The following is a 26286-nucleotide window of genomic DNA, read 5'->3' as shown; positions in this document are numbered from 1 at the left end:
TAGACCCGTCGACCCGCCCGGGCCAGGCGGTGCCGCGGCCCCTGCTTTCGAGCCGGGCCCGCACTGGGGGCCCCCCCCCCCCCCCCACCACCTCCCCCACCCCCCCCACCCCGCCCCCCGCGCTCACCACCCCCGCCGGTCCCGGCGCCCCCCCCCCCCCACTCCGGCCCCCGGCGTCCCCGGGGCCCCGCTGTCGTGGGGAGGCCGTCAGTGCGCCTTGTAGAGGTCATCCTCCAACGTGGGATAGCTGCCGGTGACCTGGAAGATGACCCGCCGCGCCACCTCGACGGCATGGTCGGCGAAGCGTTCGTAGAACCGGCCGAGCAGCGTCACGTCGACGGCCGCCGCCACGCCGTGCTTCCACTCCCGGTCCATCAGCACGGAGAAGAGGTGACGGTGCAGATCGTCCATCGCGTCGTCCTCTTCGCGGATGCTGGCGGCCTTCTGCGGGTCGCGTGACAGCACCACCTCCTGGGCGCTGTTGCCCAGTTCGACCGCCAGCCGGCCCATCTCGGCGAAATAGCCGTTGACCTCTTCAGGCAGGGCGTGCAGGGGATGCCGACGACGGGCGATCTTGGCCACGTGCAGCGCGAGCGCGCCCATCCGGTCGATGTCGGCGACCATCTGGATGGAGCTCACGATTGCCCGCAGGTCTCCGGCCACCGGAGCCTGCAGCGCCAGCAGCACGAACGCGCTCTCCTCAGCGACCTCGCTCATCGCCGTGATCTGGTCGTGGTCGGTGATCACCTGCTCTGCGAGAACCAGATCAGCTTGCAGCAGCGCCTGGGTGGCGCGCTCCATGGCGCGTCCGGAGAGTCCACACATCTCCCCGAGTTGTGCCGTCAGGGCTTCAAGCTGCTCGTGGTACGCGGTCCGCATGGCGTCCAGCCTACGGTGCCGGACCTGCAATGGGCACGATGCGCAGGGTGAACGGCCGATGAATGGCGTGCGGCTACTCGCAGCTGATGTCGGCGCCGTTGGTGACGGTCAGGTCCTCCGGCAGGTGCGTGGGGGTGGACTTGACCCGGTGCACGACGGTGACGGTCCGCTGCGATCCGCTGGGCGGGGGAGGGCTGACGGCGGAGTAGTCGGGCCCGAGCACGACCTGCACCTGATCGCCCAGGCCGGTGACCCGCTCGATCCGCGGGTTGCCCAGCGAGGCCGCCACCGTCGCCGCGGCCTGCTCATTGCCGGGCGAGTACTGCACCGTCGTCTCGGCGAGGGCCTCGGGGTAGTCGTCGGGGGTGTCGACGTTGTAGCCGTAGTTCTGCAGTTCCGTGCTCGCCGCCGATCCGAGTCCACTGGTGCCGGTCGAATTCGACACGTGCACGCTGATCTCCTGCGGCTCGGTCGTGATCGCGCTGACCTCTTCGGTGGTGGCCGCCGACTCCTCGCTCGGGGCGTGCCCGTTGGCGTTGACCTGCGAGGTGTCGTCGGTGGTCTCCGTCGTCTCGGGGCTCTCGGTCGTCTCGGCGGCGGTGACCGGGGTGGTCGTCGCGTTCTGATCGTTCTCGCCGGGCAGCGGGTCGTCGTTGATGATCGCGTCGAACAGCGCCCGGATGTCCTCGGTGCGCGGCTGCTCGTTGCCCCACTCATCGGCGTACCCGGTGGTGGGGACCGTGACGAAGGTGATGCGGCCCGCCGACACGCCCTGCAGCGACTGCCCGAGTTCCACCAGATCCTTGGTGGTCAGGTTGTCGACCGAGCTGTCGTTGATGAACATGTTGACGACGTTGTTGAGCTTGCTGAGCGAGAAGAAGGTCTCCTTGGAGATCAGTGACCGCAGCAGCGACGACAGGAACAGCTGCTGGCGCTTGATGCGGCCGTAGTCGCCGTTGACCTCGGTGGTGACCTGACGGGCCCGCACGTAGTTCAGTGCCGTGGTGCCGTCGACCATCTGCCGTCCCGCGGTGGGCAGGACCATCCCGAGTTCGTAGTCCTCCAGCGGAGTGGTGCTGCACACCTCGACGCCGCCGAGGGCGTCGACCATCTTGGCGAAGCCCGCGAAGTCGACGGCCATGAACCGGTTGATCGACAGGCCGGAGATCTTCTGGATCACCTTGACCAGACACTTGGGCCCGCCGAAGGCGTACGCGGAGTTCAGTTTCGACTCGGTGTAGACCTCTTCGGGGCCGTAGGTCTCGGTGGTCTCGTCGTAGACGGGACCGTACTGGCCGGTGGCGGCGTTCCAGGCTTCGCACTGCTGCGGGGTGATGGCCAGGTCGCGGGGAAACGACACCGCGACGACGCGCTTGCGGTTCGCCGGGATGTTGACCAGGATCACGCTGTCCGACCGGGCGCCGTCGGCGTCCGAGGTGCTTCCCGCACCCATGTCGCTGTTCTGGCCGTAACGGCTGTCGACGCCGACGATCAGGAAGTTCTCGTCGCCGAACTGGGCGTTGGGATCCACGATGTCGCGTGAGTTGAGGTCCAGCGCCGCGACGTTGTTGAGGCGATTGTTCTTCGCCGTCGTCCACTGCCAGGCCCCGCCGGTCAGCACCAGCGCGAGCACCGCGAACAGCGCGGCGGCGGAGCGGCCCGCCAGCAGCATCGAGCGCCGGCTCTTCGGCCCGCTGGGTGCCGCCTCAGCCGGGGTGTCGTCGGAGAGGTCGGGGAGGGGCTCCGCGGCTGCGGCGGGGATGATCGCGGTGGCCGGATCGGGTTCGGGGTCACGGCGTCGTCGGGCGACCACCGCGAACTCGGGGAGCTCGGTTTCGTAGGCCGACACGGTGGGGACGGTCGGGGGGTCGTCGTCGAGTTCGTTGAGGTGGCGGCGTCCGGACCTGGGTGCGGGCGCTGCGTCCGCATCGTCGTCTCCCGGCGTCTGCAGAATCCGGGGGATGTCGCCGGTGACCCTGGCGATCAGGTCGGCGACGGTGATTCCGTCGGTGTGGTTGCCGCTGGGAGCGGGTTCCGGGGCGTCATCGGCATCGGATCCGCGTTCCCACGGCGCGGCGTCTGGTTTGGGCCGCGGAGTTCGGGTAAGCCACTGGTTGTCACTGTGCGGGTCAGGCGCACGGTGCTGGCCAGGAGTGGCGCTGTCGCCGTCACTCATGTCCGTATCCGGCCTCCGAATTCCCGTGAGGTCTCTCTCTGGGTGCGCGGGCAGCGCCCTTGGGTGCCTGTCGACGCTGACAGACACAAACCTTCCGTTATGTCTTTAGCAGCCCAGACCCTCCATGCGCCACCGGAGCGAACTGGAACAGGTTCACATCGTACTGAGACAACCTGAGAGCTCCGATGTCGAGGATGTCTCGATTCAGCCACCGGAGTGCATAGCGTCGGCCCCCTCAGGCACGGTGCAGTCATCGGGGTCGTCCAGCCATCCCTCGGGCAGTGACACCTTGGACGGTGAGCCTTGACGGCCGCGAGGACCGCTGCCCACCTCCGGGAACGGTGCCGACCCATCGAGGTTGCCCAGTAGTCGGTCGAGTTCGTCCAACGTCTTCACCAGTGCCAGGGCGCGCCGCACGTCGGAGCCCGCCGGGAAGCCGTGCAGGTACCAGGCGACGTGCTTGCGGATGTCCCGCATGCCCTTGTCCTCGCCGAAGTGGTCGGCCAGCAGCACGGCATGGCGACGGATGATGTCGGCCACCGCACCGAGGTTGGGCGGGGTGGGCGCAGGCGCTCCCGTGAACGCCGCCGACAACTCGGCGAACAGCCACGGCCGGCCCAGGCAGCCTCGGCCGATCACCACACCGTCGCAGCCCGTGGCGGCCATCATGGCCAAGGCGTCGCTGGCGTCGAAGATGTCGCCGTTGCCTAGTACCGGGATGCTGCGGACGTGCTGTTTGAGCGCTGCGATGCGATCCCAGTCGGCCGCCCCGGAGTAGCGCTGGGCCGCCGTTCGGGCGTGCAGCGCCACGGCCGCGGCGCCCTCCTCCTCCGCGATGCGGCCAGCGTCGAGGAAGGTCAGATGGTCTTCGTCGATGCCCACCCGGAACTTCACCGTCACGGGGATCGTGGTGCCCTCTGTGGCGCGCACCGCGGCCGCCACGATCTGCCCGAACAGCTTGCGCTTGTACGGCAGCGCCGCACCGCCGCCGCGGCGGGTGACCTTGGGGACGGGGCAGCCGAAGTTCATGTCGATGTGGTCGGCGAGGCCCTCGTCGGCAATCATCTTCGCCGCCGCGTAGGTGTTTGCCGGGTCGACTGTGTACAGCTGCAGCGACCGGGGGGACTCCTCCGGAGCGAACGTCGTCATGTGCATGGTGACCGGGTGCCGCTCGACGAGGGCGCGGGCGGTGACCATCTCGCACACGTACAGCCCGCTGACGGTGCCGACCATCTCCTGTTCGAGCTGTCGGCACAGGGTGCGGAATGCGACATTTGTCACACCGGCCATCGGTGCCAACACGACGGGACTGGGCAGCGCGAACGGACCGATCCGCAGTGCGGATCGGTCCGAGGGCTTGGCCGCCGAGAGGCGGTCGGTCAGGAGGCCGCTGATGACGTCGACACCAACAGGTTCTTCATGGCCTTCTTCTCGGCCACCTTGCGCTCACGTTCGAGGCGACGCTGCTTGGCGACCTCGAACTTCTCGCAGGTGTCCTCGAGTTCGGCGATGACCTTGCCGAGTTCGTCGCGCAGTCGCGCACCCTCACCCGTGAAGTCCTCGCGCTCGAAGATGCGCCACTTCTTGATCACCGGCATCACCACGTCATCGAGGTGGATGCGCGGATCGTAGACACCGCCGACGGCGATGATGACGGCCTTGCGGCGGAAGTCCGGAACGGTGTAGCCGGGCATCTTGAAGTTCGACAGCACCCGGTAGAGCGAGGTCATGGCCTGGTTGGGGGCGATGTCCAAGCCCGCGGCGCTGACGTCGCGGTAGAAGATCATGTGCAGGTTCTCATCGGCCGACACGCGCTGCAGAAGCTGATCGGCGACGGGGTCCTTGCAGGCCTTGCCGGTGTTGCGGTGCGACACCCGGGTGGCCAACTCCTGGAACGACACGTACATCACCGAGTCGAACAGGCTCTCGGCGAACAGGTCGCCCTGCTGGTTCTGGCCCGGGGAGAAGCCGCGGGTCACCTGCTCCATGCGGGTGATCTCGAGTTCCACCGGATCCACCGCGCGGGTGGCCAGCAGGTAGTCGCGCAGGGCGATGCCGTGCCGGTTCTCCTCGGCCGTCCAACGGTTGACCCAGAAGCCCCAGGGTCCGTCCATCGAGAAGTTCATCGCGATCTCGCGGTGATACGACGGCAGGTTGTCCTCGGTGAGCAGGTTCTGCACCATCGCGGTGCGGGCCACCTCGTCGAGCTTGGACTCTTCGGGATCCCAGTCCTGACCGCCCAGGGCATAGAAGTTCTTGCCGTCCGACCAGGGGATGTAGTCGTGCGGGTTCCAGTCCTTCGTCATCTTCATGTGACGGTTGATCTGCTGCTCGACGACAGGCTCGAGCTCATGAAGAAGCTGCAGGTCGGTCAGGTCTTGCGACACGACACCTCCCAGTTATGTGTACCTCGTGGTTGCAGTCAATATATCTGTGTAACCCAGTACCAAACAAGTTCGCCCCCGGCATGTCGCCAGTGATCCGGCGCACCTCAGGTGCTGTTGGCTCCCATGAGCAGGAGTTCGACGCAGTAGTCGATGAACTGTTCCCGGCTGGCTGCGAGGCGGCCGTTGAGGTAGGCCGAGAACAGCGCGGTCAGTCCTCCGATCAGGCTCGTCGCGGTCATGGCCTGCACCACCGGGTCGGTGATCGTGGTGAGTTTGCGCTGCAGGAGATCGATGAAGTTCGGCATCCACTCCGAACCGCAGCGGCTCAGCACTGGTTCGGCCTCCGGGGCGAGCAGCAGGGCCCGGCCACGGACTGGATCGTCGACCATCAGGGCGACGAACTTCTCGACGGCTTCGCGCGCCGACGTGGTGGGTGCGAGTGCGCCCATCGCCTGAGTGCACACCTCGGCGTACGCCGCGCGCACGAAGTCGTCGCGGTCCTCGAAGCTCTCGTAGAAATACCGTTCGGTCAGCCCGGCGTGCCGGCAGACCGCGCGGACCGTGATGCCCGGCCCGGAGGGGCCGCCGAGGAGTTGGACGCCCGCGGCGATCAGGGCGTCGCGGCGGCGGGCGGGGCGGTCCCGCAGGGGAACGCCGGCCCAGCGGCTGCCGCGTTGACCGGACGTCACATCACTCCTAGTATTCGTATTGACAACACTTGTAGTCAGATTGCCTGCATCGACTGATCGGAAATTGCGTGACTCAAGATACGACTGACCTCGACCCCGTTGCCAGTGCTGAGTTGGCGACCGGCTGCCCGATGTCGGCGATGGGGTACGAAACGCCGCCGACGCCGCTGGGGCCCGACTCGCTGACCTGGAAGTACTTCGGCGACTGGCGCGGCATGCTGCAGGGGCCCTGGGCTGGGTCGATGCAGAACATGCACCCGCAGTTGGGGGCAGCCGTCGAGGAGCATTCGATCTTCTTCCAGGAGCGCTGGCCGCGACTGCTGCGGTCGCTGTATCCGATCGGCGGCGTGGTGTTCGACACCGACCGCGCCCCGATGACGGGTGCGCAGGTCCGCGACTATCACGTCGACATCAAGGGTGTCGACGCCCAGGGGCGGCGCTATCACGCGCTCAATCCCGACGTCTTCTACTGGGCGCACTCGACGTTCTTCGTCGGCACGATCATCGTCGCGGACCGGCTGTGCGGCGGTATCACCGAGGACGAGAAGCGCCAGCTCTTCGAGGAGCACGTCCAGTGGTACTCGATGTACGGCATGAGCATGCGCCCGGTGCCCAAGACCTGGGAGGACTTCCAGGTGTACTGGGAGCACATGTGCACCGAGGTGCTCGAGAACAACAAGGCCGCCCGCGACGTGCTGGACCTGACCGAACTGCCCGCGCCGCCGTTCGCCTCGTGGATTCCCGACTGGCTGTGGAAAGCCCAGCTGAAGCTGATGGCTCCGTTCTTCGTCTGGTTCACCGTCGGCCTCTATCACCCCGCGGTGCGTACGCGGATGGGCTACACCTGGTCCCGTCGCGACGAGTGGCTGCATCGCCGGTTCGGGGAGGCCGTGAACATCGTGTTCACGCTGCTGCCCAAACGCCGGCGGATGCATCCCCGGCCGCGCGCCGGATGGGATCGCGCCACCGGCCGCATCCCGGCCGACTCGCCGCTGCCCGAGACGCCCGCGCGCAATCTGCCGCCGATCGGGCACCGCGACAACGGAATGCATTACTGCCCGAAGGTCTGACCCCGGCGCGTTGAACGGGCTGCGTCACCCCCTCGTGATCTGATGGGAGCACCGGCGAGTGCAGGGGGTGAGACGAATGACAGCGATGACCGTCGCATGGGTCTTCGGCCCGTTCCTCGCCCTCGTCTACGCCGTCCTCGTCCTTCGCGGCGCGACGCTTCTGGGCCGGTTCTGGGAGCGTCGTCATCCGTCTGGCGGCCGTCGCTGACCGACAGGACGCTGTGACGCACGGTTGGCTCCCCACGAACGGGCCTACGACTACGGTGGAACCCATGTTCGCCCCCGAACTGCTCGGCGGCCGCTACGAGCTGCGGGGAGTTCTCGGGCGGGGCGGCATGGCCGAGGTTCGCGAGGGCTGGGACACCCAGACGGGGCAGTCCGTGGCGATCAAGCTGCTCTACCCCGGCTTCGACAACAACCCGGACTACCTGCGCAGATTCTGGTCGGAGGCGCAGTCGGCGTCGGCCCTTCGCCACCCGAACATCGTCACGGTCTACGGCAGCGGGGAGCACAACGGGCTGCCGTTCATCGTGATGGAGCGGCTCCCGGGCAACAGCCTGGCGGACCTGATCGCCCACGGCCCGGTGCCGCCGGATTACGTGCGCAGGATGCTCATCGACGTGCTGTCGGCACTGTCGACGGCCCACGCGGCCGGCATCCTGCACCGCGACATCAAACCCGCCAACATCCTCTTCGCACAGACCGGTGACGCGCAGGTGGCCGACTTCGGACTGGCCAAAGGCCCCGACACGCACCGCACCGACACCGGCCAGATCATGGGCACGATGGCCTACATGAGCCCCGAGCGGCTCGCCGGAAATCCCGCGACCGTCGCCGACGATCTGTACGCGGTGGGCGTCGTGGGGTGGGAGGCGCTGACGGGACGTCGGGCGTTCCCCGAGGAGAACCTGGTGGCGCTGGCCAAGGCCATCACCGAGCAGCCGCCGCCGCCGGTGTCGGTGCTGCGGCCCGACGTGCCACCACAGTTGGCCGCGATCGTCGACCGCGCCATGGCCCGCGACGCCTCCCAGCGCTTCCCCAGTGCCGAGGTGATGCGCGCCGAATTGGGCAACGTGTACGGCGATCCGGTCACCGGACCGATTCCTCTGCCGCAGGCTCCGCCTGCCATGCCGGTCTCGCCGTGGCATCCGATCACCGCGCCCGTGCCGCCGCTCATGCCGCGGCGCCGTCCGAGCCGGCTCGTGTGGTTGTTGGCGGTGCTGCTGATCGCCCTCATCGTGGGTGTGGTGGCGTTCGTGCTGGGCGCCTCGACGCAGCGCTCCGTCGACATGGGTGTGCGGTCCGGCGCGGTGGTCGATGCCAGCGGACCGGCTGAGCCGTCGCGCAGTGCGCCGGCCTGAGAGGGCTTGGGCCAGCGCTTATACGAGCACGGTGTGGCGTTCGCCACACCGGGCATGTTGCTGAGCCGGACTGCAAACTCGTCGGACGTATCCTCGCTGGGCGCGACGGAGGCAACTCCGCGCATCCTGCCTGGCCACGAGGTCTGATCAGGGCCGCGACGACCCGCCGCCGCGCCGTACCCAGCAATCGGCTCACCGCCGCGCGTCCCGAAAAGAGCCCGACCTTATGCATGTTCGTAAGCTGAGCGCGTGCGCCTCGGTGCTCGCCGTCGCCGGGTTGGTCGCCACCGCACCGATCGTCGCGGCCGAGACCGTGTTCACCGTCGGCGGGACCGGTTCAGCGATGCTCGGCGATCAGGGGCCGTGGCCCCTGCCGTACACGCACGGCGCGCCCCAGGTGAACATCGGGTATCCGTCCGCGCCGGTGTACATGGACTGGTCGGTGTCGTTGGGCGCCGACATGCTGCAGGAGAGGATGGCGTCGACACCGGGGGACAAGACCACGGTCGGGGTGTCGCAGGGCGCTCTGGTGATCGCCGAGGTGAAGCGCCGGCTGATGGAGCTTCCGGAGGAGGACCGGCCCGGGGCCGACGAGGTGAGGTTCATCGCCGTGGCGGACCCGTCGAATCCGCAGGGCGGGCTGTTCCGCCACCTGACCAAGGGGTACGTGCTGCCGTTCTTCGGGGTGACGGTCGGCGGGACGCCCGACACGCCGTGGGACACGATCTACATCGTCCGTGAGTACGACGGGTTCGCCGACTTCCCGGACCGGCTGGGCAATGTCGTGGCCGTGGCGAACGCATTGCTCGGCGTTGTGTATGTGCACGCGCAGATGAGTTATCCGGACGTGGACCTCGACACGGTGCCCGCCGAGGATGTGACCACGTCGACGAACAGTCTCGGCGGGGTCACCACCACGTACCTGGTGCGCACCGAGCGGTTGCCGTTGGTGCAGCCGCTGCGGGATCTCGGGGTCGACGAGTCGTTCGTCAGGGAGCTCGAGGCACGCCTCAAGCCCATCGTCGACGCCGGGTATGTCCGCAACGATGTCCCGCGCACGCCCGCACCAGTTGCCGAGTCGGCGCCCGAGGGTGACCGTGACGCCGAGGCGGCGTCCGATGTCGCGGAGGTCGAGCCCAAGCGCAAGCTGCTGCGGCTGGCGCGCGTGGACCGCAGCGCCGCCGCTGCGTTGTCACCGAATCGCCAGCGCGTCAAGGCATTGCGGGCCGAGCGCAGGATCCCTGACGCACGGACCGCGCCCACCTCGTCGGCACCCGCGGCGGGCGCCGACGCCGGCGGCGGGCCTGCAGGGCCGCGTGCCAGCCGCGACGGGAGCACTCGCAGCGGCCGGGATGCCCCCGCCGACGGCGGCGAGGCCTAGCGATCTGACGACAACTGCCGGGTCACGGCAGCCGGGCCGACGGCCACCGCGGCTGAGCGATGCGACCCGAGATGCGCCGCAGATTATTCGACCTGGCGTGAAGGGCCGCTCTCGCGGCAGCCGCTGTGGGTGTGAGTGGCCGACGCGCGGATCTGTCTGAGACCGTCGAGGGGGCGATGGCCCTGGGCGGTGTTGGTCGCCGGCGTCCCCCGGCGCGGCGTGGCGGCGGCCGTTTGATGTCGACGATTGGCGTGGTGCCCCCACCAGGGCTCGAACCTGGGACCTGCGGATTAAAAGTCCGTAGCTCTACCAACTGAGCTATAGGGGCGCGAGGGAACAGAATAGCCGAAACCCCGAGCCTCTCGGATGGGCGGGTGCGACCGGCGCCGGCTGTGCGGATTTGTCGCTCCGGCTGTCCAAATAGCGACCGATCCGCGCACTCGTCGACGGGGTTCGGCGCACGTAGTCGAGACCCCCGAAATGGCCCGTATGCATCTGGTTTGGGAATTCTCCGTGCCGTGCCCTAAGCTATCGAAGCTCCCAACGGAAGCGTTGATGAGTACCCCGGAGGAATTCGGATTAGGCCCCCATCGTCTAGTGGCCTAGGACGCCGCCCTTTCACGGCGGTAGCACGGGTTCGAATCCCGTTGGGGGTACGCAACGTGGAAACACGGAGCACAGCAGGAAAGCAAGGCCCTGTGGCGCAGTTGGTTAGCGCGCCGCCCTGTCACGGCGGAGGTCGCGGGTTCGAGTCCCGTCAGGGTCGCCAGAACGGCGAGGCATTCGGTTGCACACCGACCTGGTGCCTTCCGGCCAGGTAGCTCAGTTGGTACGAGCGTCCGCCTGAAAAGCGGAAGGTCGCCGGTTCGATCCCGGCCCTGGCCACCTCAAGAACCGCCCGGGGACGGGTGGTTTTTCTCGTTTTTCGGGCAGGTCGCTCGGATGTCAAATCAGACACAGGCGCATCGGTTTCCTTATTCTCTCCGCCTCGTGGTCGACGATGGGCTCCGGCGCGTACAAGACGATCAAGTTGAGTCGCACGGACGGGATCCTGTCGCGGCCGTGCGACAAGCCGGACTCTCGCGACCTACTCGTCTCCAACTATAGTTGTGTTACTCTAACTTTAGTTAGAGATGAGGTGTGGACCATGCAGCTGCACAAGCCGTTCGCCACGGTGACGCCGACCCTGGACGGCGACGTGCTCGCAGTCCTGGCCAGTGCAGACGCCACATTTACGATCAATCAGGTTCAGCGCATCCTCACGACCGCGTCGGGGGAAGGCATCCGCAAGGTCCTTAACCGCCTCGCCGGGCAAGGTGTGGTGCTGCACGACGAGGTGGGTCGAACCCACACCTACCGACTCAACACCGAGCACCTCGCAGCCGAACCGATCAGGATGCTGTCGCGGCTGGACTCCACCTTCCTCGATCACCTCGGACGGCACCTGGGCGAGTGGGGCGACAGTCTGAAGTACGCCGCGGTGTTCGGGTCCGCAGCGACGGGGCGAATGAGGCTCGACAGCGACATCGACCTGTTCTTGGTCCGCGCCGCCGACTCCGTGGACGACGACGCGTGGGAGCAACGGTTGAGCGAACTTGCCCGGCTGGTCACCGCGTGGACCGGAAACGACGGCCGAATCGTCGAGTACACCGAGGACGAGTTCCGCGGCGCGGCCGCCGCAGGTGAGCGTCTGCTCGAGGACGTGTCGAAGCAGGGCCGGACAGTCGCGGGGACGCGGGCTTGGTTCAACGCACAGCTGCGGTCGGCGAGGAGGTCCTGATGGCGGGCCAGCGGAACTGTGACTCCGTGGTGACCGCGGGGCGCCTGACCAAGGCCATCGAGTTCTTCGACGGTGCTGAGCATCTCAGGGAGGAGATGCCCAACGCTGCCGGTGACCTGTACGTGGACGCCGTGTAACCGCTCCCACGGACGAAGCCCCCTCCGCGCCGCCTCGCCTGCACCTTCGTACATTGGGCCGCAGTGGTTTCCACGTTCGACGCGTTCGAATCCGTGCAATCGGTGGTCGTTAGACGAGTGCCGTTTGCTGTGATGCTGCACGCTGGGTGCTGACCAAGTGTTCGCCGCAAGGGTTGGACGCGCTATGGTCCATGAAATGCCTTGTGTCGCAGCACTTTCTGTACCAAATCCGTGTGTCAGTCGTAGGGATGGGCGTGCTGGCCTGGCAGCCCGATCTCTAGCGGGCGATGCGATGAGCAAATCAATTGTGCCTATCGGCAAATTTCTCAACCGAGAGGCCGACGGCGCGGCGACCCCGCCCGTCAACGGCGGGTGCAGCAAACATAGTTTGTCGGCACGGGTAGTGAACAATTGCACACCCGGAAAAGCTGCCGGATGTGCGTAAACCGGGACTGATCTGCGGATATGGCAAAACCGTCCGCCGCCTGATCGGTCCTTCCACACCGATGGTGTGGCGTACATCCATGAGAACATCGGTTGACTTACTCGCCCCAGCTATGTCTACTGACATGCGGACTCCGCTCCCTACTCGGGAGTCAGTCCGCGAGTTGGCCGGCGTGGAGAGGAATTCAGGCAACATGTTCAGCTACGACGCGCTGAGGGGGCGTGAACGCAGAGAACTGGCTGAGTTGGTCGCCGCGCACGGGGGGCAACTCGACGACAAGGATGCGGACGGCAAGACGGTCGTGCACTGCGCGGTCGATGCCAACGACATCGACGTGGTCGAGGTCCTGCTGCAGTGCGGCGCGGCGGTGGAGGCGCGCGACCGCTGGGGCAACACGGCCCTGTGGCGGGCGGTCTACCAGCTGCCGGAGAGTGCAGACATGGTCGCGGCGCTTCTGGACGCCGGCGCGGACCCGGAGGCGGCCAACAACCACGGCGCGACACCGAGGCAGTTGGCCACCAAGTACGCCGACGAGTACCCGACCCTGGGGGACCTAGTCGAGCGAATGGGCACACCTGTGGACGCCGACGTCAGCGACGAGGTCGCCTGATGACGGCCGTGGCGGGAAACGCGTCCGGGGAGGCTCTTCGCGGACTGATCATCACCGCATTGGCGGACCGCAGCGACGCCATCTCGACCAGTGAGCTGAGGCGCTGCCTGGCCGCGCAGTTCAACGTCTACGTCATGACCGAGACGATGTACCGGAGCCTGGCCATCCTCGAGCGGCGCGGCCAGGTCGCCAAGCTCGACAACGACGGCCGTCGGGCCAGATGGGTGCTGCGCGCCGACGCCGCGTTGTCCGAACCCGACGTCGTGCCCGCCGTGTCGCCGGCACAGGTCGCCAGGCCGCTGCGCAACGCAAGCGACTGCGTCAAACTCGTCGGCCTCGACGGAACCCTTCTGCACATGAATCAGCGCGGATGCCAGACCCTGGGCCTGCCGCTGGACGAGACCGAGTTCGGGATGCCGTGGCTGGAGCTGCTGCCGTCGAGCATCCGCGGCGCGGGAATGCGAGCGCTGAAGACGGCCGCGGGCGGCACCCGCACCGAGTTCATCGGCAAGACGGTCGGTGCCTTCGGCGAGCCCACGTTCTGGCAGAACTCCCTGACCCCGGTGGCCGACGACGACGGACGTGTGGGCGAGATCCTGTGCCTGTCCCGCGACGTCACCGACGCGATCACCGACCGCCGCGCACCGCAACGGCTGGATGCCGGTGCGGCCGCGGCCCCGCGGCGGCGCCGTCCTCCCGCGGTTCTGGGCGGCAAGCCCATGGTCGATCTGGCGGGGACATTCCAGCAACGGCTCAATGCCCTCTTCGCGGGCGTGCAGGCTCCGGATCGCCGCGGGTACAGCAACAGCGAGGTGGTCACCGCGCTGGCGGCCAAGGGGGTGCACATCTCCGGCCCCTACCTGTCCCAGCTGCGCGCGGGCCTGCGGGAGAGGCCGTCGGAGTCGATCGCGCAGGCGCTGTGCGAGTTCTTCGGTGTGCGTCCGGTGTATCTGGCGGCGGAGTACCAGCTCAGTGATCTGCCGTATCTGACGCGGTTGATCAGCGATCTCAAATGGCTTGCGTTGGCGCATGACCCGGACGTGCGACGGCTCACCAGCGTGGTGCTCGACCTCGAGGAGGACCGGCGTGAGGAGCTCTTCGCGCACCTCGCCGAACCCGACATCGCCCACACGCCCTGAGCGGATCCGCATGGCGCACTCACGGTCGCACAGTCCTCGAATGCAGGCCCCTGCGCGCCCCGTCAACTGAACATGCAACAGTAACCCCATGCAGTTCTGGTCCGGTACGGCCTTCCTCCCGACACGCGACCTGCTCGGCATCGCGCCCCTGCTGGATGCGGCCGGGTTCACCGGCATGTTCACCTCCGACCACCTGATCTACCCACGCCAGCTGAGCACGCCCTACCCGCTGACCGGGGACAAGCCGCCGTGGCCACCGGAGACCGAATGGCCGGACTCCTGGGTGACAATCGGCGCTCTGGCCGCCGTCACCACCCGCCTGCGGTTCTCCAACGCGGTGTACATCGTCGGTGCGCGACCGCTGCTGGAGGTCGCCAAACAGGTCGCCACCGCGGCGGCACTGTCGGACGGCAGGGTTGAGCTCGCGATCGGAACCGGTTGGATGCGTGAGGAATTCGAGCTTCTGGGACAGGACTTCGATACGCGCGGGGCGCGCACCACCGAGATGATCCACGCTCTTCGCGCACTGTGGAAGGGGGGCTGGGTCTCCTGGCAGGGCCAGCACTACTCGGTGCCGGAGATGATGATCGAACCGCACCCGCCGGCGCCGGTGCCCATCCTGTGCGGTGGCGACTCGGACGTGGCGCTGCGGAGGGCCGCCGAGCACTGCGACGGGTGGGTCGGGTTGGCGTACAAGTGGGATGACGCCGTCGCGGTCGTCGAGCGTCTGCAGAAGCACCGCACGCAGTCCGGCCGCGGCGACGAGCCCTTCGAGATCGTGTTGTCGCTGCTGCACGCGCCGTCGGTGGACCTGTACCGGCGAGCCGAGGACATCGGCATCACAGGCGTGATGTGCGCGCCATGGCGGGGCAATCGATACCGCGAGGGCGTCGAACGGTTCGCCGAGGACATCCTGGCAAAGGTTTGACGGCACCGTAATCGGGCAACAGTGTGAGCGTCCAACTACCTCTGGAGGATCTGATGAACCGCTTCATGGCGATGGTGATCTCGGGCTTCGCGGCCGCGGCCGTGATGACCGGCTGCTCATCGACAGTCATCAACCAAGGCGGTGACACCAAGTGCAAGGACTTCACGTCCTCTGACGAGAAGACCCAGAACGAGACCATCACCAAGATGCTCAAGGACGAGGGCAAGAACGAGCCCTCCAACATCGAGCTCACCGCCACCCGGACGGCAGTGCAGACCTACTGCCAGACCGTGGGCACCCCGGACACCACCATCAGTCAGGCACCGCACCTGTAGACAACGAGACCGGCCGTCACCTACCGCGATTGGGAGGTGACGGCCGGTTTCGTCGTGCGGTGATCAGGACGCGTCGGTGTCGGTCGCCGGCCCACTCGGCGTCGCGCCGCCCTCATCGGCCCAGTCGGTGCGATCCCCATCGGCCTTGGCGGGATCGCTGTCGCCTTTCGCGGGATCGCTCTCCACGTCGTCGTTGTCCTGTGTCGGTTGAGTCATGCCGACGGACTACCCCATAGCGTGGCATTCCACTCCGCTACCGTGACCACATGCACCCATTCCGCGCCGCCGTCGAGGCCGGCGACTTCGACGCTCTGCCTGCGCTGCTCGCCGAGGACGTGGTGTTCCGCAGTCCGATCGCGCACAAGCCCTACCACGGTCGCGACACCGTCGCGGTGATCCTGACCGCCGTCGAGAAGGTGTTCTCCGACCTGCGCTACGTACGGGAGATCGGTGCCCCGGACGCGGCCGACCACGCGTTGGTGTTCACCGCCAAGGTCGGCGACCTCGACATCAACGGCTGCGATTTCCTCCACACCGGGCCCGACGGTCTGATCGACGAGTTCACGGTCATGCTGCGCCCGCTCAAGGCCGTCACCGCCTTCGCCGAGCAGATGTCGGTGGAGTTCGCCAAGGCGATGGAACAGGCCGGCAGGTAGTCGCAACCGACAACGCGTAGTTCGCTACGCGTGATCCCGTCCTCCGCCTCCGAGAGGCTGGTGCTGTTCAGCACGGCACGGGGAGGCGGCCATGGCGAAGATCGGCAACGACCGAATGATCGTCCGTGGCGAGCGGCGGGCAGACAACACCTGGCTGTTCACGATCTGCTACACCGCGCTCTTCGCGGAGTCCGACCTGGGTCAGCGTTTCGACGACGCGGTCGACATCCGTTGTGTGCACCGTGAGCACGGGCAGCCACCGCGGTACGCGCCGCCGGTGTCGTTCAAGGCGACCGGGACCAGGGTGTTCCGCAAGAAGCGGGTCGTGGTGCGGGGCGAGGACTACGACGCCCGTGCGGGTTTGGACGCGGTGTGCGCGTGGATCCGCCTCCACCACGGGGAACCGGTGCCGAGCCGGGGCGTCGTCGACGATGAACAGCCCACCCCGCCGCTGATCCCGAGCGGCGGTGTGCACCACCCGACAGCACGGTGCGCGCCGGCTCAGTCGCTGCGCTGCTGAAGCTGCTGCACCCAGTCGCGGGGCACGCGTCCACGCGGGCCGGGCGCGGTCTCGTCGGCCGGACGCGACTGTGGCGGCGCCAGTTCCGGGCCCGCGTCGTAATCGTCGGTCTCGTAGTTCCAGAACCAGTCCTCGCCCGGTTCGAAGGACTGGATGACCGGGTGGCCGGTGGCCCGCCAGTGCGCCGTCGCGTGGCGCATCAGCGAATCGTCGCAGCAGCCGATGTGCCCGCACGCCGCGCAACGGCGCAGATGAAACCACCAACCCCCGGCCGCCTCGCATTCAGCGCACCCGGTCCCACTCGGTGCGGCCGACGGATCGATGTTGGTGCCCATGTGCCGACACTACTGCCGCCCAAAGCCGTCGGGTTCGGGATCCGTTTCGCTAGGGTTTGCCAATGGCTGTCAAAGATTCGCGTGAAGTGGTGATCGAGGCGACCGCCCAGGAGATCCTGGACGTGATCGCCGATGTCGAGGCGACGCCGACCTGGTCCCCGCAGTTCCAGAAGTCCGAGATCGTCGACACCTACGACGACGGTCGCCCGCGACAGGCCAAGATGACGGTCAAGGCCGCGGGCCTGACCGACGTCCAGGTGATCGAGTACACGTGGACCGACACCAGCGTGAGTTGGACGCTGGTCTCGGCGGGGCAGCTGAAGGCGCAGGACGCGGCGTACACGTTGACCCCCGACGGCGACAAGACCAGGGTCCGGTTCGACATGTCCGTCGACCCGTCGGTGCCGATCCCCGGCTTCCTGCTCAAGCGCACCCTCAAGGGCGGCATGGAGACGGCGACCGACGGCCTGCGCAAGCAGGTGCTGAAAGTCAAAAAGGGCTGACGCCGTCGGCGGCGGGTCCGATGGCACAGCGCTGCCACCGTCGCTACGTTTGAACCATGGCCGTCCGGGCGTCACGAGAAGCCTTGTTCGACGCCTCGCCGCGCACGATCCTGGACACCCTCGCCGATATGGACGCCCTGCCGTCGTGGTCGAGACTGCACCGCGAGGTCACAGTGCTGGACCGCCACCCCGACGGCCGTCCGCACCATGTTCGGGCGACGATGCGGCTCATGGGTGTCACCGACCGTGAACTTCTCGAATACCACTGGGGTGAGGACTGGGTGGTGTGGGACGCCAAGGACACGTTCCAGCAGCGCGGTCAGCACGCGGAGTACAACCTCACACCCGAGGGGGAGATGACGCGCGTGCGGTTCGACATCACCGTGGACCCGTCGGCGCCGGTACCGAGATTCCTGCTCAAGCGGGCCAAGTCGATCGTGCTCGACACCGCGATCGATCGACTGCGCAGTCGCGTGACGCGCAACCGGGGCTGACACGTCGTAGGGTGCGCAGATGCCCCACCCGCATCGGCGCTCCCCGCTGCTCGAAAGGCTTGCGGCCGATCGGGGTGCCGGCCAGTTCGACACGGTTCTGACCGAACTGCGGCGGGTGATCCTCGACGGCGCGGCGCCGCCCGGCACACCGATCCCGCCCGCAGAGGTGGCGGAGGTCCTCGGCGTCAGCCACATCCCCGTGCGCGAGGCGCTGAAGACGCTGATCGGTGAGGGGCTGGTGACCCACCGCCAGAACGGCGGCTACTCGGTCGCGCAGCTGACCGCACAGGAGTTGGGCGAGATGTACATCGTGCGCGAGTCGTTGGAGTCCGCGGCCCTGGCCACCGCGGTGCGTCGCGCCACCGACGCCGACCGCGCCGCCGTCGTCACCCTCAATGAGGCACTGGCACAGGCTGTCTCGGACGACCAGGCGGTCACCTACCACCGGTTGAGCCGGCAGTTCCATATGGCGCTGACCCGGCCGTCGGGCATGCACAGGCTCCTGCACATGCTGGAGGTGGCGTGGAACGTCACCGAACCCGTGCAGCCCATGGTGCATGTCAGCCGGGCCGACCGCGCGCGGTTGCACGCCGATCACGGTGACATGCTGGCGGCGTTTGTGGCCCGTGACGCCGAGCGCCTGCTCGCGGTGTCGGAGGAGCATGCCCGCCGCCTCAACGAGGTGATCTCGACGCTTCCCTCGGACTCGGGGCTGCTGGCGCCCGAAGATATATTTCGCCCGCAATAACGGCATATCGCCGACGAAATACGGCGGCAACACCTCCTCCATAGCGTCGCAGCATCCCTGACCTCACTCGCAGAGGAGCGCCGTGACCGAGACCGCAGCACAATCCGAGACGCGAGACCTTCCACCGGGCGCCAGAGCCGGCGCCGATGACATGATCGAAGCCGCGGGCCACCCCGTCGGCGGCGGAGTCATCAAGCCGGGCTACGACCCGCGACTGACCAATGAGGACCTCGCCCCGCTGGGCAGGCAGACGTGGACCTCCTACAACATCTTCGCGTTCTGGATGTCCGACGTGCACAGCGTCGGCGGCTACGTGACCGCAGGCAGCCTGTTCGCACTGGGCCTGGCGAGTTGGCAGGTTCTGGTCGCGCTGCTGGTGGGCATCGTGATCGTCAACTACTTCTGCAACCTGGTCGCCAAACCCAGCCAGGCCGCCGGCGTGCCGTACCCGGTGATCTGCCGCACCGTGTTCGGTGTGCTGGGCGCCAACATCCCGGCGATCATCCGTGGCCTCATCGCGGTGGCGTGGTACGGAATCCAGACCTACCTGGCGTCGGCCGCCCTCGACGTGGTGCTGCTCAAGCTGTTCCCCGGCCTGATGCCCTACGCGCAGGTCGAGCAGTACGGGTTCGCGGGACTGTCGCTGCTGGGTTGGGGCAGCTTCCTGCTGCTGTGGGTGCTGCAGGCCTGCGTGTTCTGGCGGGGCATGGAGTCCATCCGCCGATTCATCGACTTCTGCGGCCCGGCGGTCTACGTCGTGATGTTCATCCTCTGCGGCTACCTGATATACAAAGCGGGTTGGGGTGCAATCGATCTCAACCTCGGCGGGGTCACCTACACCGGATGGTCGTCGCTGCCCGTCATGCTCGGCGCGATCGCGCTGGTGGTGTCCTACTTCTCCGGTCCGATGCTCAACTTCGGCGATTTCTCGCGGTACGGCAAGTCGTTCGAGGCCGTCAAGCGCGGCAACTTCCTCGGCCTGCCGGTCAACTTCCTGGTGTTCTCGCTCCTGGTGGTCGTCACCGCGTCGCTGACGGTGCCGGTGTTCGGCGAGCTGATCACCGACCCGGTCGAGACCGTCGCGCGCATCGACAGCACGTTCGCGATCGTGCTGGGCGCGTTGACGTTCTCGATCGCCACCATCGGCATCAACATCGTCGCCAACTTCATCAGCCCCGCCTTCGACTTCTCGAACGTCAGTCCGCAGCGGATCAGCTGGCGCGCCGGCGGCATGATCGCCGCGGTCGGTTCGGTGCTGATCACGCCGTGGAACCTGTATGCCAATCCCGAGGTCATCCACTACACGCTTGAGACCCTGGGCGCGTTCATCGGGCCTCTCTTCGGCGTTCTGATCGCCGACTACTACCTGGTGCGCAAGCAGAAGGTGGTGGTCGACGACCTGTTCACCATGAACGAGGACGGAAAATACTGGTACACCAAGGGTTACAACGTCATCGCGGTGATCGCCACCGCCGTCGGCGCGGTGCTCGCGGTGATCCCGGTGCTGCTGGGCGGCAGTGTGCCCGGCATGGCCACCGCGGCGCAGTACAGCTGGTTCATCGGCTGCGGCGTGGCGTTCGGCCTCTACCGCCTGCTGGCCACCCGAGACAAGCTGGTTGCAGAATCGTTGTCGTGAAACGCATCTGGGTTGTCAATCCGAACACCACCGAGACCATGACGGCCGGGATCGCCCGCTGCGCAACGGCAGTGGCCGGTCCCGGCACGGTGGTCCACGGTGTCACCTCTCCGTTCGGTCCCGAATCGATCGAGAGCCATTACGACGAGGCGATGAGCGTGCCGGGGCTGCTCGAGGTGATCACGCGCGGTGAACGGGAGGGTGTCGACGGTTACGTGATCGCCTGCTTCGGGGACCCCGGTCTGGACGCGGCGCGCGAGGTGGCGCGGGGACCGGTGGTGGGCATCGCCGAGGCCGCGATGCACACCGCGAGTCACCTGGGCCGTGGCTTCAGCGTGGTCACCACGCTGGGGCGCACCATCGGCCGCGCCGCTGAACTGGCCCAGCGGTACGGCATGGACCGGTTCTGCCGCGGCATCCATGCCTGCGAGATCCCGGTGCTCGACCTCGAGACCGACCCTATGGCGCGCAAGGTCGTGACCGAGGCCTGCCGAGACGCCGTCGAAGCCGACGGATCCGACGCTGTGGTGCTCGGCTGTGCCGGCATGGCGCAGATGTGCGCCCAGATCGCCGACGACATCGGGGTGCCCGTCGTCGACGGAGTCACGGCGGCCACCTTGACGGTGCAGTCCCTGGTGACCATGGGGTTGGGCACGGGCAAGCGCGGCGAGTACGCGCCCCCGCCACCCAAGCGTTACAGCGAACGCTGACCGGCCGGGTGCATCGAGCGCCAGTGCTCGGCGATCTCGATGCGCTGGGCGACCCACACCCGATCGTGGCCCTGAACGTGGTCCAGGAACCGCTGCAGCGCCGCGGCCCGCGCGGGCCGTCCCACCAACCGGCAGTGCAGTCCCACCGACAGCATCTTTGGTTGCCCCGCAAGGCCTTCGGCATACAGCACATCGAACGCATCACGCAGGTGGGCGAAGAACTCCTCACCGTTGGCGAACCCGGCCGGCGAGGCGAACCGCATGTCGTTGGTGTCCAACGTGTACGGCACGACGAGATGGTCCACCAGGCCTGAGCCTGCGCGTACCTGGACCCAGTACGGCAGGTCGTCGGCGTATGAGTCCGAGTCGTAGACGAATCCGCCGTGCTCGACCACGAGATCGCGGGTGCGTGGGGAGTCCCGGCCGGTGTACCAGCCCAGCGGCGCCGCGCCCGTGAGGTCGCGAAGGATCGCCACCGCCTCGGCCATGTGCGCCCGTTCGACCTCGATGTCACTGCCCTGGTAGGACTTCCACCTCAACCCGTGGCAGGCGATCTCGTGGCCCAGCTCCCCGAAGGCCGCCACCGCTTCGGGATTGCGCTGCATGGCCCGGGCGACCGCGAAGATGGTCAGCGGCAGGCCGCGCTGCTCGAAGATCCGCAGCACCCGCCACAGGCCCGCCCGCGACCCGTACTCGTAGAGCGACTCCATGCTCATGTGCCGGTCGGGAAAGGCCTCAGCCGGCGTCATCTCCGACAGGAAGGTCTCCGACACCGGATCCCCGTCCAGCACGCAGTTCTCGGCGCCCTCCTCGTAGTTGAGCACGAACTGCACCGCGATCGCCGCGCCGCCGGGCCACTGCGGATCGGGCGGATGCGGGCCATAGCCGACCATGTCCCGCGGGTAGGCGTTCACACGAGGTCTCCGAACAGGCGCAGCCGGGCCAGGCCGCCGTCGGGATAGATGTCCAACCGCGCCTCGTGCACCACGGCGTCGGATCCCACCAGCAGGCGGTGTCGCGTGTCGGGCTGTAAGTCGGTGCGCGGCAGCAGTTCCACCCACTCGCCGTCGTCGGTCAGGCCGCTCAGCGCCGCGGCACCCGGGCTGTTGCCGAGGAAGTAGGACGTGTCGATCTCGGCCAGCCGGATCCGCCCGCGGCCCGCCAACCGGATCCGGACCCAGTCGTTGGCGTCGTCGCGCCGGCGCGCGGTCTCCCACCCGTCGCCCATGACCTTGGCGACGCCGGGGAAGATCAGGTTCTGCGGTGAGCTGTAGAACCGGTTGGAGCAGTCCAGCACCAGCCCGCCGTTCTCCAGCGCCGCCAGATCCAGCGGACCCAGGCCCAGCAGCGCCGGATCGGGTCGGCCCTCGCCGTGCACCCGCAGGCGCGCGACACCGCCGTCGGGGAAGATCCGAAGGCGCACATGGGTGTAGCGCTTCTCGGAGTGCACCTCGAACGGATTGCGGTTGTCACCGTAGATCTTCGCGCGTTCGACGATAGGTTCCCACCCGGGATGGTCGATCAGGTGCTCGACCGGGGGATAGCCGTCGACCTCGAGCGCCTCGACCGACGCCTCCGGCGGGAAGTTCCCCTTGAACCACGCGGTGTCGATCACCACGCCCCGGATCACGCCGGGCACGCCGAGACGGACGATGGCCTCGTCATAGCCGGGTTCACGGCGCCGGCGCGTCTCCCAGCCGTCGTAGATCTGACCGCGATGGCCGAAGGTCGCGGGCTGGTACTTCGCCGGTCCCGGCATGATCAGGTTCTCCTTCTCGGCGAAGGAGTCGTCGTTGGCCCACAGCACCGCACCTCCCGCCGTGCGCAGCGCCAGATCGGGGAACCAGCTGAAATCGGGTGGCGAGTCGGTCATGAAAGCTTGCGTTCCTTCAGGTTTCGTAGGGTGGACAGGTCGCCGGCGGGCGCGAGTTTCAGCACGTCGTCGGTGGTGAACGCCCCGACCGACAGACCGCGCAGGATCACTGTGGCCAGCGCCTCCGCGGTGGCCGGTTCGTCGACGATCGCACCACCCCGGCGATCGAGGTAGGCCTGCAGCCGCGGTGCCGCGGCGTCGAGGGCCGCGCGGAAGAATGTGCCGGTGGCCAGCCAGCGCGTCACCAGATGGCCGGGATGCATATCCCAGCCCTGGTAGTACCCGCGCTGCAGCGAGCGGGTGACCAGGCCGTGGTGACGGACCAGCGCCGCGCGCACCTGTGCGTCGCTGCCCTCCGGCATGACCTGCGTCGAGCCGTCCGCCACGCGCACCCCGGTCTGCGCCGCCGCCGTCATCATCACGGCCTTGGCGTGGTCGGCGACCGGGTGGTCGAGGGCCTGTTGTTGCGGTGAGATCCCACAGGCGGCGCTGTAGTCGTATGTGCCGTAATGCAATCCGAGGCAGCGGCCTTGGCTGGCGTGCAGCGCCCGCGCCACCGTCGCGGCGCCATCCGCGCCGAGGATGGCCTGCGGGCTCTCGATCTGCAGTTCGAACCGCAGTGTCCCGTCCGGCAGACCGTGGGCCTGCTCAACGGCTTCACACAGCCAGACCGCGGCGGTCGCCTGTTGTGCGACGCGCAGTTTCGGGACCGTGAACACGAAGCCGTCCGGCACGCCGCCCGCGCCGTCGAGCACCAACTCCAGTGTGCGGATCGCCCGTCGGCGTTCGGAGGTGGTGAGTCCCTTGATCCGCACCCCGCCGGTCGGCAGCTTCAACGCGGCCAGCGTTCGGCCCGCCTCGAGCGCGTCGCGGTCCTCGTCGGCGTCGGGGCGCCACCCGTAACCGTCCTCGAAGTCCAGGCGCAGATCCTGGATCGGGGCCGTGGCCAAGCGTGTTCGCACCTCGTCGACGGCGGCCTCGTCGGCCAACTCCACCAGCAGGTCGCGGTGCTGGTCGAGCAGGGCGACGGCCGCCGAACCCCAGCGCTGTGGCGTGTCGGTGTCGGCCATCGCCGCGCTGAGGTAGACGGTGTGCACGGGTTGGCCGTCGTCGCCGCCACCGGGATAGCGGGCCGCGAGTTCGGCGTCCACCTCAGTGAGCAGGTCGTCGATGCGGGCCAGCAGTGTCGGGGCGATCGGGTAGGCGGGTTCTGCCATCTGCCCATCGTCACAGATGTTGTGTCTCGGTGTGTATCGACGGGCGCGCAGGAGATGCGATCGTTGTGATTCCAGGGGAAGCTCTGCGCGCCGGATGTGGTTGGCACAGAAATGCCCACCGGAATCTTCCTCTCACCCTTCCCCAATGCCGCCAATGTGGTCGACGATGTCATCGACCAGGCCCGCCGGGCGTTCGACCTCGGCGTCCGCCAGATCTGGCTGGCACAACAGTTGGACGTCGACGCGATCACGCTGGCGGCCCTCGTCGGCGCCGCCGTCCCCGGCCTGGGAGTCGGCACGTCCGTGGTGCCGATCAACCCTCGGCACCCGTTGATCGTCGCGTCGTTGGCGCAGACCGCGCAGGCCGCGACGCACGGCCACTTCAGCCTCGGCCTGGGCCTCGGCGCCCACGTCATCGAGCAGCGGACCTTCGGCATCGACCCGGCGGGCACGGTCGCGCGCCTGCGCGAACACCTGCTGGTGCTGCGTGCGGTGTTCGACGGCCAGCCCGTCGACGTGCACGGTGAGCACATCACCGCCGCACCGGAATGGCCTGTGCAGGTCGCCGGTGGGCACCCGGTGCCGCTGTACGTCGCGGCCATGGGCCCCAAGGCGCTGCAGATCACCGGGGAACTGGCCGACGGCACCCTTCCGTATCTGGCCGGCACCCGGACGATCGAGGACTTCATCGTGCCGACCGTCACGGCCGCGGCAGCGGCGGCGGGACGGCCCGCGCCGCGCGTGATCGCGGCCGCACCGGTGCTCGTGACCGACGATCGTGACGCCGGCCTGGCCGCGGCCCGGGCCGCGTTGAGCTTCTACGACACCATCCCGTCGTACCAGAAGGTCGTCGCACGTGAGGGACTGGCGTCGGCGGCCGACCTGGCGATCGTCGGATCGCATGACGAGGTCCTCGAGAAGCTCTCGGCCTACCGCGACGCCGGCGCCACCGACGTCGTCATCTCCCCGCTCAAACGCGACGACCCGGTTGAGCTAGAGGCTCTTTGGCGCGTCGCGGCCGCCCTTTAGCACCTCGAGCCGGTTGATCGCCTCGTCGAGGGTGTCGTCGCGCTTGCAGAACGCGAAGCGCACCAGGTGATTCCAGTCGGCGAAGTGCGGGCCGTTCGGATCGCAGAACGCCGACAGCGGGATCGCGGCCACACCCGCGGTGTGGGGCAGCTGCCGGCAGAACTCGGTGCTGTCGTCGTAGCCCAGAGGGCGCGGGTCGGCGCACACGAAGTAGGTGCCCGCACTCTCATGGACGTCGAAGCCGATATCGGTCAGTGCGGCACTGAGCGTGTCGCGTTTGACCCGCAGCGAGTCGCGCAGCGCCCGCACCCACTGGTCCTCGGTGTTGAGCGCGTGTGCCACGGCCGGCTGAAACGGCGCACCCCCGACATAGCTGAGGTACTGCTTGGCCGCCCGCACGCCCGCGATCAGATCCGGGGCGCCGCAGGCCCATCCGATCTTCCAGCCCGTGCAGTTGAACATCTTGGCGGCACTCGAGATGGTCACGGTGCGCTCGGCCATGCCCGGGTAGGCCGCCAGCGGCAGATGCTGATGGTCGAACACCAGGTGCTCGTAGACCTCGTCGGTGATCACCAGCAGGTCGTGCTCGACGGCCACCGCCGAGAGTGCGCTGAGTTCCTCGTGGCCCAGCACCGTGCCACTGGGGTTGTGCGGTGAGTTGACGATGATGGCCTTGGTGCGCGGGCTGACCGCGGCGCGCAGGGCGTCGACGTCGAGCGCGAATCCGCGGCCGTCCGGGACCAGCGGCACCGTGACGCGATGACAGCCCGCCATCGCGAGCACGGGGGAGTACGAGTCGTAGAACGGCTCGATGAGCACGACCTCCGAGCCGGGCTCCACCAGGCCGATGACGCTGGCGGCGATGGCCTCGGTGGCTCCGACGGTGACCAGCACCTCGGTGTCCGGGTCGTAGTCGATGCCGTAATGCCGGCTGCGCTGTGCGGCGATCGCCTCACGCAGCGCCGCGACGCCCAGCCCGGGCGGGTACTGGTTGACGCCCTCGGCGATCGCGTTCTCGGCGATCTTGAGCATCGCGGGTGGGCCGTCCTCGTCCGGGAACCCCTGGCCGAGGTTGACCGCACCGATGCGGGCGGCCAGCGCCGACATCTCGGCGAAGATGGTCACCGCATAAGGCTGCAGCCGCGTCACCGTCATGATTGACCACCCTAGTGCGCGGGATCCGGTCACCCGCGTCCCGCGAGCAGACGTGAACTCGCACGTTCCGGCCCCGATTCGTGCGAGTTCACG

At 67.9% G+C, this 26286-nt stretch carries 29 protein-coding genes and 4 tRNA genes; 21 read left to right on the top strand and 12 right to left on the bottom strand.

The genetic code is table 11. The features are described from left to right. Positions 1-207: 207 nt before the first annotated feature. The 5 genes from phoU to A5727_RS03675 all read right to left on the bottom strand — a co-directional run bounded on the left by phoU (position 208) and on the right by A5727_RS03675 (position 6131). On the bottom strand, positions 208-879 hold the full coding sequence (phoU, locus tag A5727_RS03695; RefSeq protein WP_068244663.1) for a phosphate signaling complex protein PhoU: 672 nt from the start codon (positions 877-879) through the stop codon (positions 208-210). A 73-nt stretch (positions 880-952) separates the two neighbouring features. Beyond that, the gene (locus tag A5727_RS03690) at positions 953-3055 is read right to left on the bottom strand and encodes an LCP family protein (RefSeq protein ID WP_068244660.1); all 2103 of its coding nucleotides are present in this window, start codon (positions 3053-3055) and stop codon (positions 953-955) included. Between the two features lie 204 nt (positions 3056-3259). Beyond that, positions 3260-4438, bottom strand: a complete 1179-nt coding sequence (gene dusB / locus A5727_RS03685) for a tRNA dihydrouridine synthase DusB (protein ID WP_286150019.1) — start codon at positions 4436-4438, stop codon at positions 3260-3262. Beyond that, positions 4435-5442 (bottom strand): acyl-ACP desaturase, encoded by a 1008-nt coding sequence (locus A5727_RS03680; protein WP_068244654.1) that lies wholly within the window; start codon positions 5440-5442, stop codon positions 4435-4437. The genes dusB and A5727_RS03680 overlap by 4 nt, the downstream gene beginning before the upstream one ends. Positions 5443-5546: 104 nt before the next feature. Next, entirely contained in the window at positions 5547-6131 is a 585-nt protein-coding gene (locus tag A5727_RS03675) for a TetR/AcrR family transcriptional regulator (RefSeq protein WP_068244651.1), read from the bottom strand. A 68-nt stretch (positions 6132-6199) separates the two neighbouring features. Here A5727_RS03675 and A5727_RS03670 point away from each other — a divergent pair, with 68 nt between their 5' ends. From A5727_RS03670 to A5727_RS03660, 4 genes are all read left to right on the top strand, one after another. Continuing rightward, positions 6200-7201, top strand: coding sequence for an oxygenase MpaB family protein (locus tag A5727_RS03670; protein WP_082949582.1), 1002 nt, complete (start codon positions 6200-6202; stop codon positions 7199-7201). A gap of 76 nt (positions 7202-7277) precedes the next feature. After that, on the top strand, positions 7278-7409 hold the full coding sequence (locus A5727_RS28335) for a hypothetical protein (RefSeq protein WP_286150018.1): 132 nt from the start codon (positions 7278-7280) through the stop codon (positions 7407-7409). A 64-nt stretch (positions 7410-7473) separates the two neighbouring features. Continuing rightward, complete coding sequence (locus A5727_RS03665; protein WP_068244645.1) at positions 7474-8562, top strand: serine/threonine-protein kinase; 1089 nt, start codon at positions 7474-7476, stop codon at positions 8560-8562. A 226-nt stretch (positions 8563-8788) separates the two neighbouring features. Then, positions 8789-9943 (top strand): PE-PPE domain-containing protein, encoded by a 1155-nt coding sequence (locus A5727_RS03660; protein WP_068244643.1) that lies wholly within the window; start codon positions 8789-8791, stop codon positions 9941-9943. Positions 9944-10195: 252 nt separating this feature from the next. Here the strand turns inward: A5727_RS03660 and A5727_RS03655 are convergent. Then, positions 10196-10271: transfer RNA gene (locus A5727_RS03655), tRNA-Lys, on the bottom strand. Between the two features lie 255 nt (positions 10272-10526). Between A5727_RS03655 and A5727_RS03650 the strand changes: the two genes are divergently transcribed. The 9 genes from A5727_RS03650 to A5727_RS03615 all read left to right on the top strand — a co-directional run bounded on the left by A5727_RS03650 (position 10527) and on the right by A5727_RS03615 (position 15317). Continuing rightward, positions 10527-10599: transfer RNA gene (locus tag A5727_RS03650), tRNA-Glu, on the top strand. A gap of 36 nt (positions 10600-10635) precedes the next feature. After that, positions 10636-10712, top strand: a tRNA-Asp gene (locus A5727_RS03645). Positions 10713-10754: 42 nt separating this feature from the next. After that, positions 10755-10828, top strand: a tRNA-Phe gene (locus A5727_RS03640). Between the two features lie 262 nt (positions 10829-11090). Then, positions 11091-11723: a nucleotidyltransferase domain-containing protein gene (locus A5727_RS03635; protein ID WP_068244641.1), complete on the top strand. Its 633-nt coding sequence runs from the start codon at positions 11091-11093 to the stop codon at positions 11721-11723. After that, positions 11723-11860, top strand: a complete 138-nt coding sequence (locus A5727_RS27310) for a hypothetical protein (protein WP_157521198.1) — start codon at positions 11723-11725, stop codon at positions 11858-11860. The genes A5727_RS03635 and A5727_RS27310 overlap by 1 nt, the downstream gene beginning before the upstream one ends. A gap of 617 nt (positions 11861-12477) precedes the next feature. Then, the gene (locus A5727_RS03630) at positions 12478-12915 is read left to right on the top strand and encodes an ankyrin repeat domain-containing protein (protein WP_197507579.1); all 438 of its coding nucleotides are present in this window, start codon (positions 12478-12480) and stop codon (positions 12913-12915) included. Beyond that, positions 12915-14054, top strand: coding sequence for a PAS domain-containing protein (locus A5727_RS03625; protein ID WP_068244637.1), 1140 nt, complete (start codon positions 12915-12917; stop codon positions 14052-14054). Before A5727_RS03630 ends, A5727_RS03625 begins: the two co-directional genes overlap by 1 nt. A gap of 88 nt (positions 14055-14142) precedes the next feature. After that, positions 14143-14982 (top strand): TIGR03619 family F420-dependent LLM class oxidoreductase, encoded by an 840-nt coding sequence (locus tag A5727_RS03620; RefSeq protein WP_068244634.1) that lies wholly within the window; start codon positions 14143-14145, stop codon positions 14980-14982. Between the two features lie 53 nt (positions 14983-15035). After that, the gene (locus A5727_RS03615; RefSeq protein ID WP_231991943.1) at positions 15036-15317 is read left to right on the top strand and encodes a hypothetical protein; all 282 of its coding nucleotides are present in this window, start codon (positions 15036-15038) and stop codon (positions 15315-15317) included. Between the two features lie 63 nt (positions 15318-15380). Here A5727_RS03615 and A5727_RS27780 read toward each other — a convergent pair whose 3' ends face one another. Further along, complete coding sequence (locus A5727_RS27780) at positions 15381-15533, bottom strand: hypothetical protein (RefSeq protein WP_197507578.1); 153 nt, start codon at positions 15531-15533, stop codon at positions 15381-15383. A 50-nt stretch (positions 15534-15583) separates the two neighbouring features. Here A5727_RS27780 and A5727_RS03610 point away from each other — a divergent pair, with 50 nt between their 5' ends. Further along, the gene (locus A5727_RS03610; RefSeq protein WP_068244632.1) at positions 15584-15973 is read left to right on the top strand and encodes a nuclear transport factor 2 family protein; all 390 of its coding nucleotides are present in this window, start codon (positions 15584-15586) and stop codon (positions 15971-15973) included. A 91-nt stretch (positions 15974-16064) separates the two neighbouring features. Continuing rightward, positions 16065-16493, top strand: coding sequence for a hypothetical protein (locus A5727_RS03605; RefSeq protein ID WP_068244630.1), 429 nt, complete (start codon positions 16065-16067; stop codon positions 16491-16493). On the opposite strand, the gene A5727_RS03600 is transcribed toward A5727_RS03605, so the two are convergent. Beyond that, positions 16475-16828, bottom strand: a complete 354-nt coding sequence (locus A5727_RS03600) for a UBP-type zinc finger domain-containing protein (protein WP_068244627.1) — start codon at positions 16826-16828, stop codon at positions 16475-16477. The two genes, A5727_RS03605 and A5727_RS03600, sit on opposite strands and share 19 nt — an antisense overlap. A 62-nt stretch (positions 16829-16890) precedes the next feature. Between A5727_RS03600 and A5727_RS03595 the strand changes: the two genes are divergently transcribed. The 5 genes from A5727_RS03595 to A5727_RS03575 all read left to right on the top strand — a co-directional run bounded on the left by A5727_RS03595 (position 16891) and on the right by A5727_RS03575 (position 20919). Continuing rightward, positions 16891-17331, top strand: coding sequence for an SRPBCC family protein (locus A5727_RS03595; RefSeq protein WP_068244624.1), 441 nt, complete (start codon positions 16891-16893; stop codon positions 17329-17331). Positions 17332-17387: 56 nt separating this feature from the next. Further along, positions 17388-17825, top strand: a complete 438-nt coding sequence (locus tag A5727_RS03590; protein WP_068244620.1) for an SRPBCC family protein — start codon at positions 17388-17390, stop codon at positions 17823-17825. A 19-nt stretch (positions 17826-17844) separates the two neighbouring features. After that, positions 17845-18573: a GntR family transcriptional regulator gene (locus tag A5727_RS03585; protein ID WP_068244613.1), complete on the top strand. Its 729-nt coding sequence runs from the start codon at positions 17845-17847 to the stop codon at positions 18571-18573. Between the two features lie 151 nt (positions 18574-18724). After that, positions 18725-20209, top strand: coding sequence for an NCS1 family nucleobase:cation symporter-1 (locus tag A5727_RS03580; RefSeq protein WP_231991945.1), 1485 nt, complete (start codon positions 18725-18727; stop codon positions 20207-20209). After that, complete coding sequence (locus A5727_RS03575; RefSeq protein WP_068244606.1) at positions 20206-20919, top strand: aspartate/glutamate racemase family protein; 714 nt, start codon at positions 20206-20208, stop codon at positions 20917-20919. Before A5727_RS03580 ends, A5727_RS03575 begins: the two co-directional genes overlap by 4 nt. Here A5727_RS03575 and puuE read toward each other — a convergent pair. Genes puuE through A5727_RS03560 form a run of 3 tightly spaced genes read right to left on the bottom strand, consistent with a single transcriptional unit; the run spans position 20904 to position 24009 of the window. Further along, on the bottom strand, positions 20904-21812 hold the full coding sequence (gene puuE, locus A5727_RS03570) for an allantoinase PuuE (RefSeq protein ID WP_068244665.1): 909 nt from the start codon (positions 21810-21812) through the stop codon (positions 20904-20906). The two genes, A5727_RS03575 and puuE, sit on opposite strands and share 16 nt — an antisense overlap. A gap of 17 nt (positions 21813-21829) precedes the next feature. Then, a complete protein-coding gene (alc, locus tag A5727_RS03565) occupies positions 21830-22792 on the bottom strand; it encodes an allantoicase (protein WP_068244603.1) in 963 nt (320 codons plus the stop codon). Continuing rightward, positions 22789-24009 (bottom strand): DUF6986 family protein, encoded by a 1221-nt coding sequence (locus tag A5727_RS03560; RefSeq protein WP_068244598.1) that lies wholly within the window; start codon positions 24007-24009, stop codon positions 22789-22791. The genes alc and A5727_RS03560 overlap by 4 nt, the downstream gene beginning before the upstream one ends. A 111-nt stretch (positions 24010-24120) precedes the next feature. Here A5727_RS03560 and A5727_RS03555 point away from each other — a divergent pair, with 111 nt between their 5' ends. Further along, positions 24121-25038, top strand: coding sequence for an LLM class F420-dependent oxidoreductase (locus tag A5727_RS03555; protein ID WP_068244595.1), 918 nt, complete (start codon positions 24121-24123; stop codon positions 25036-25038). Here A5727_RS03555 and A5727_RS03550 read toward each other — a convergent pair. Then, complete coding sequence (locus tag A5727_RS03550) at positions 25003-26193, bottom strand: pyridoxal phosphate-dependent aminotransferase (protein ID WP_068244592.1); 1191 nt, start codon at positions 26191-26193, stop codon at positions 25003-25005. The two genes, A5727_RS03555 and A5727_RS03550, sit on opposite strands and share 36 nt — an antisense overlap. Positions 26194-26286: the final 93 nt, after the last annotated feature.

Origin of the sequence: Mycobacterium sp. ACS4331 (assembly GCF_001667265.1) — a bacterium.
Classification (GTDB): Bacteria; Actinomycetota; Actinomycetes; order Mycobacteriales; family Mycobacteriaceae; genus Mycobacterium.
Note: the sequence above shows the minus strand (reverse complement) of the source record. Positions and strands in the feature narration are given on the sequence as shown.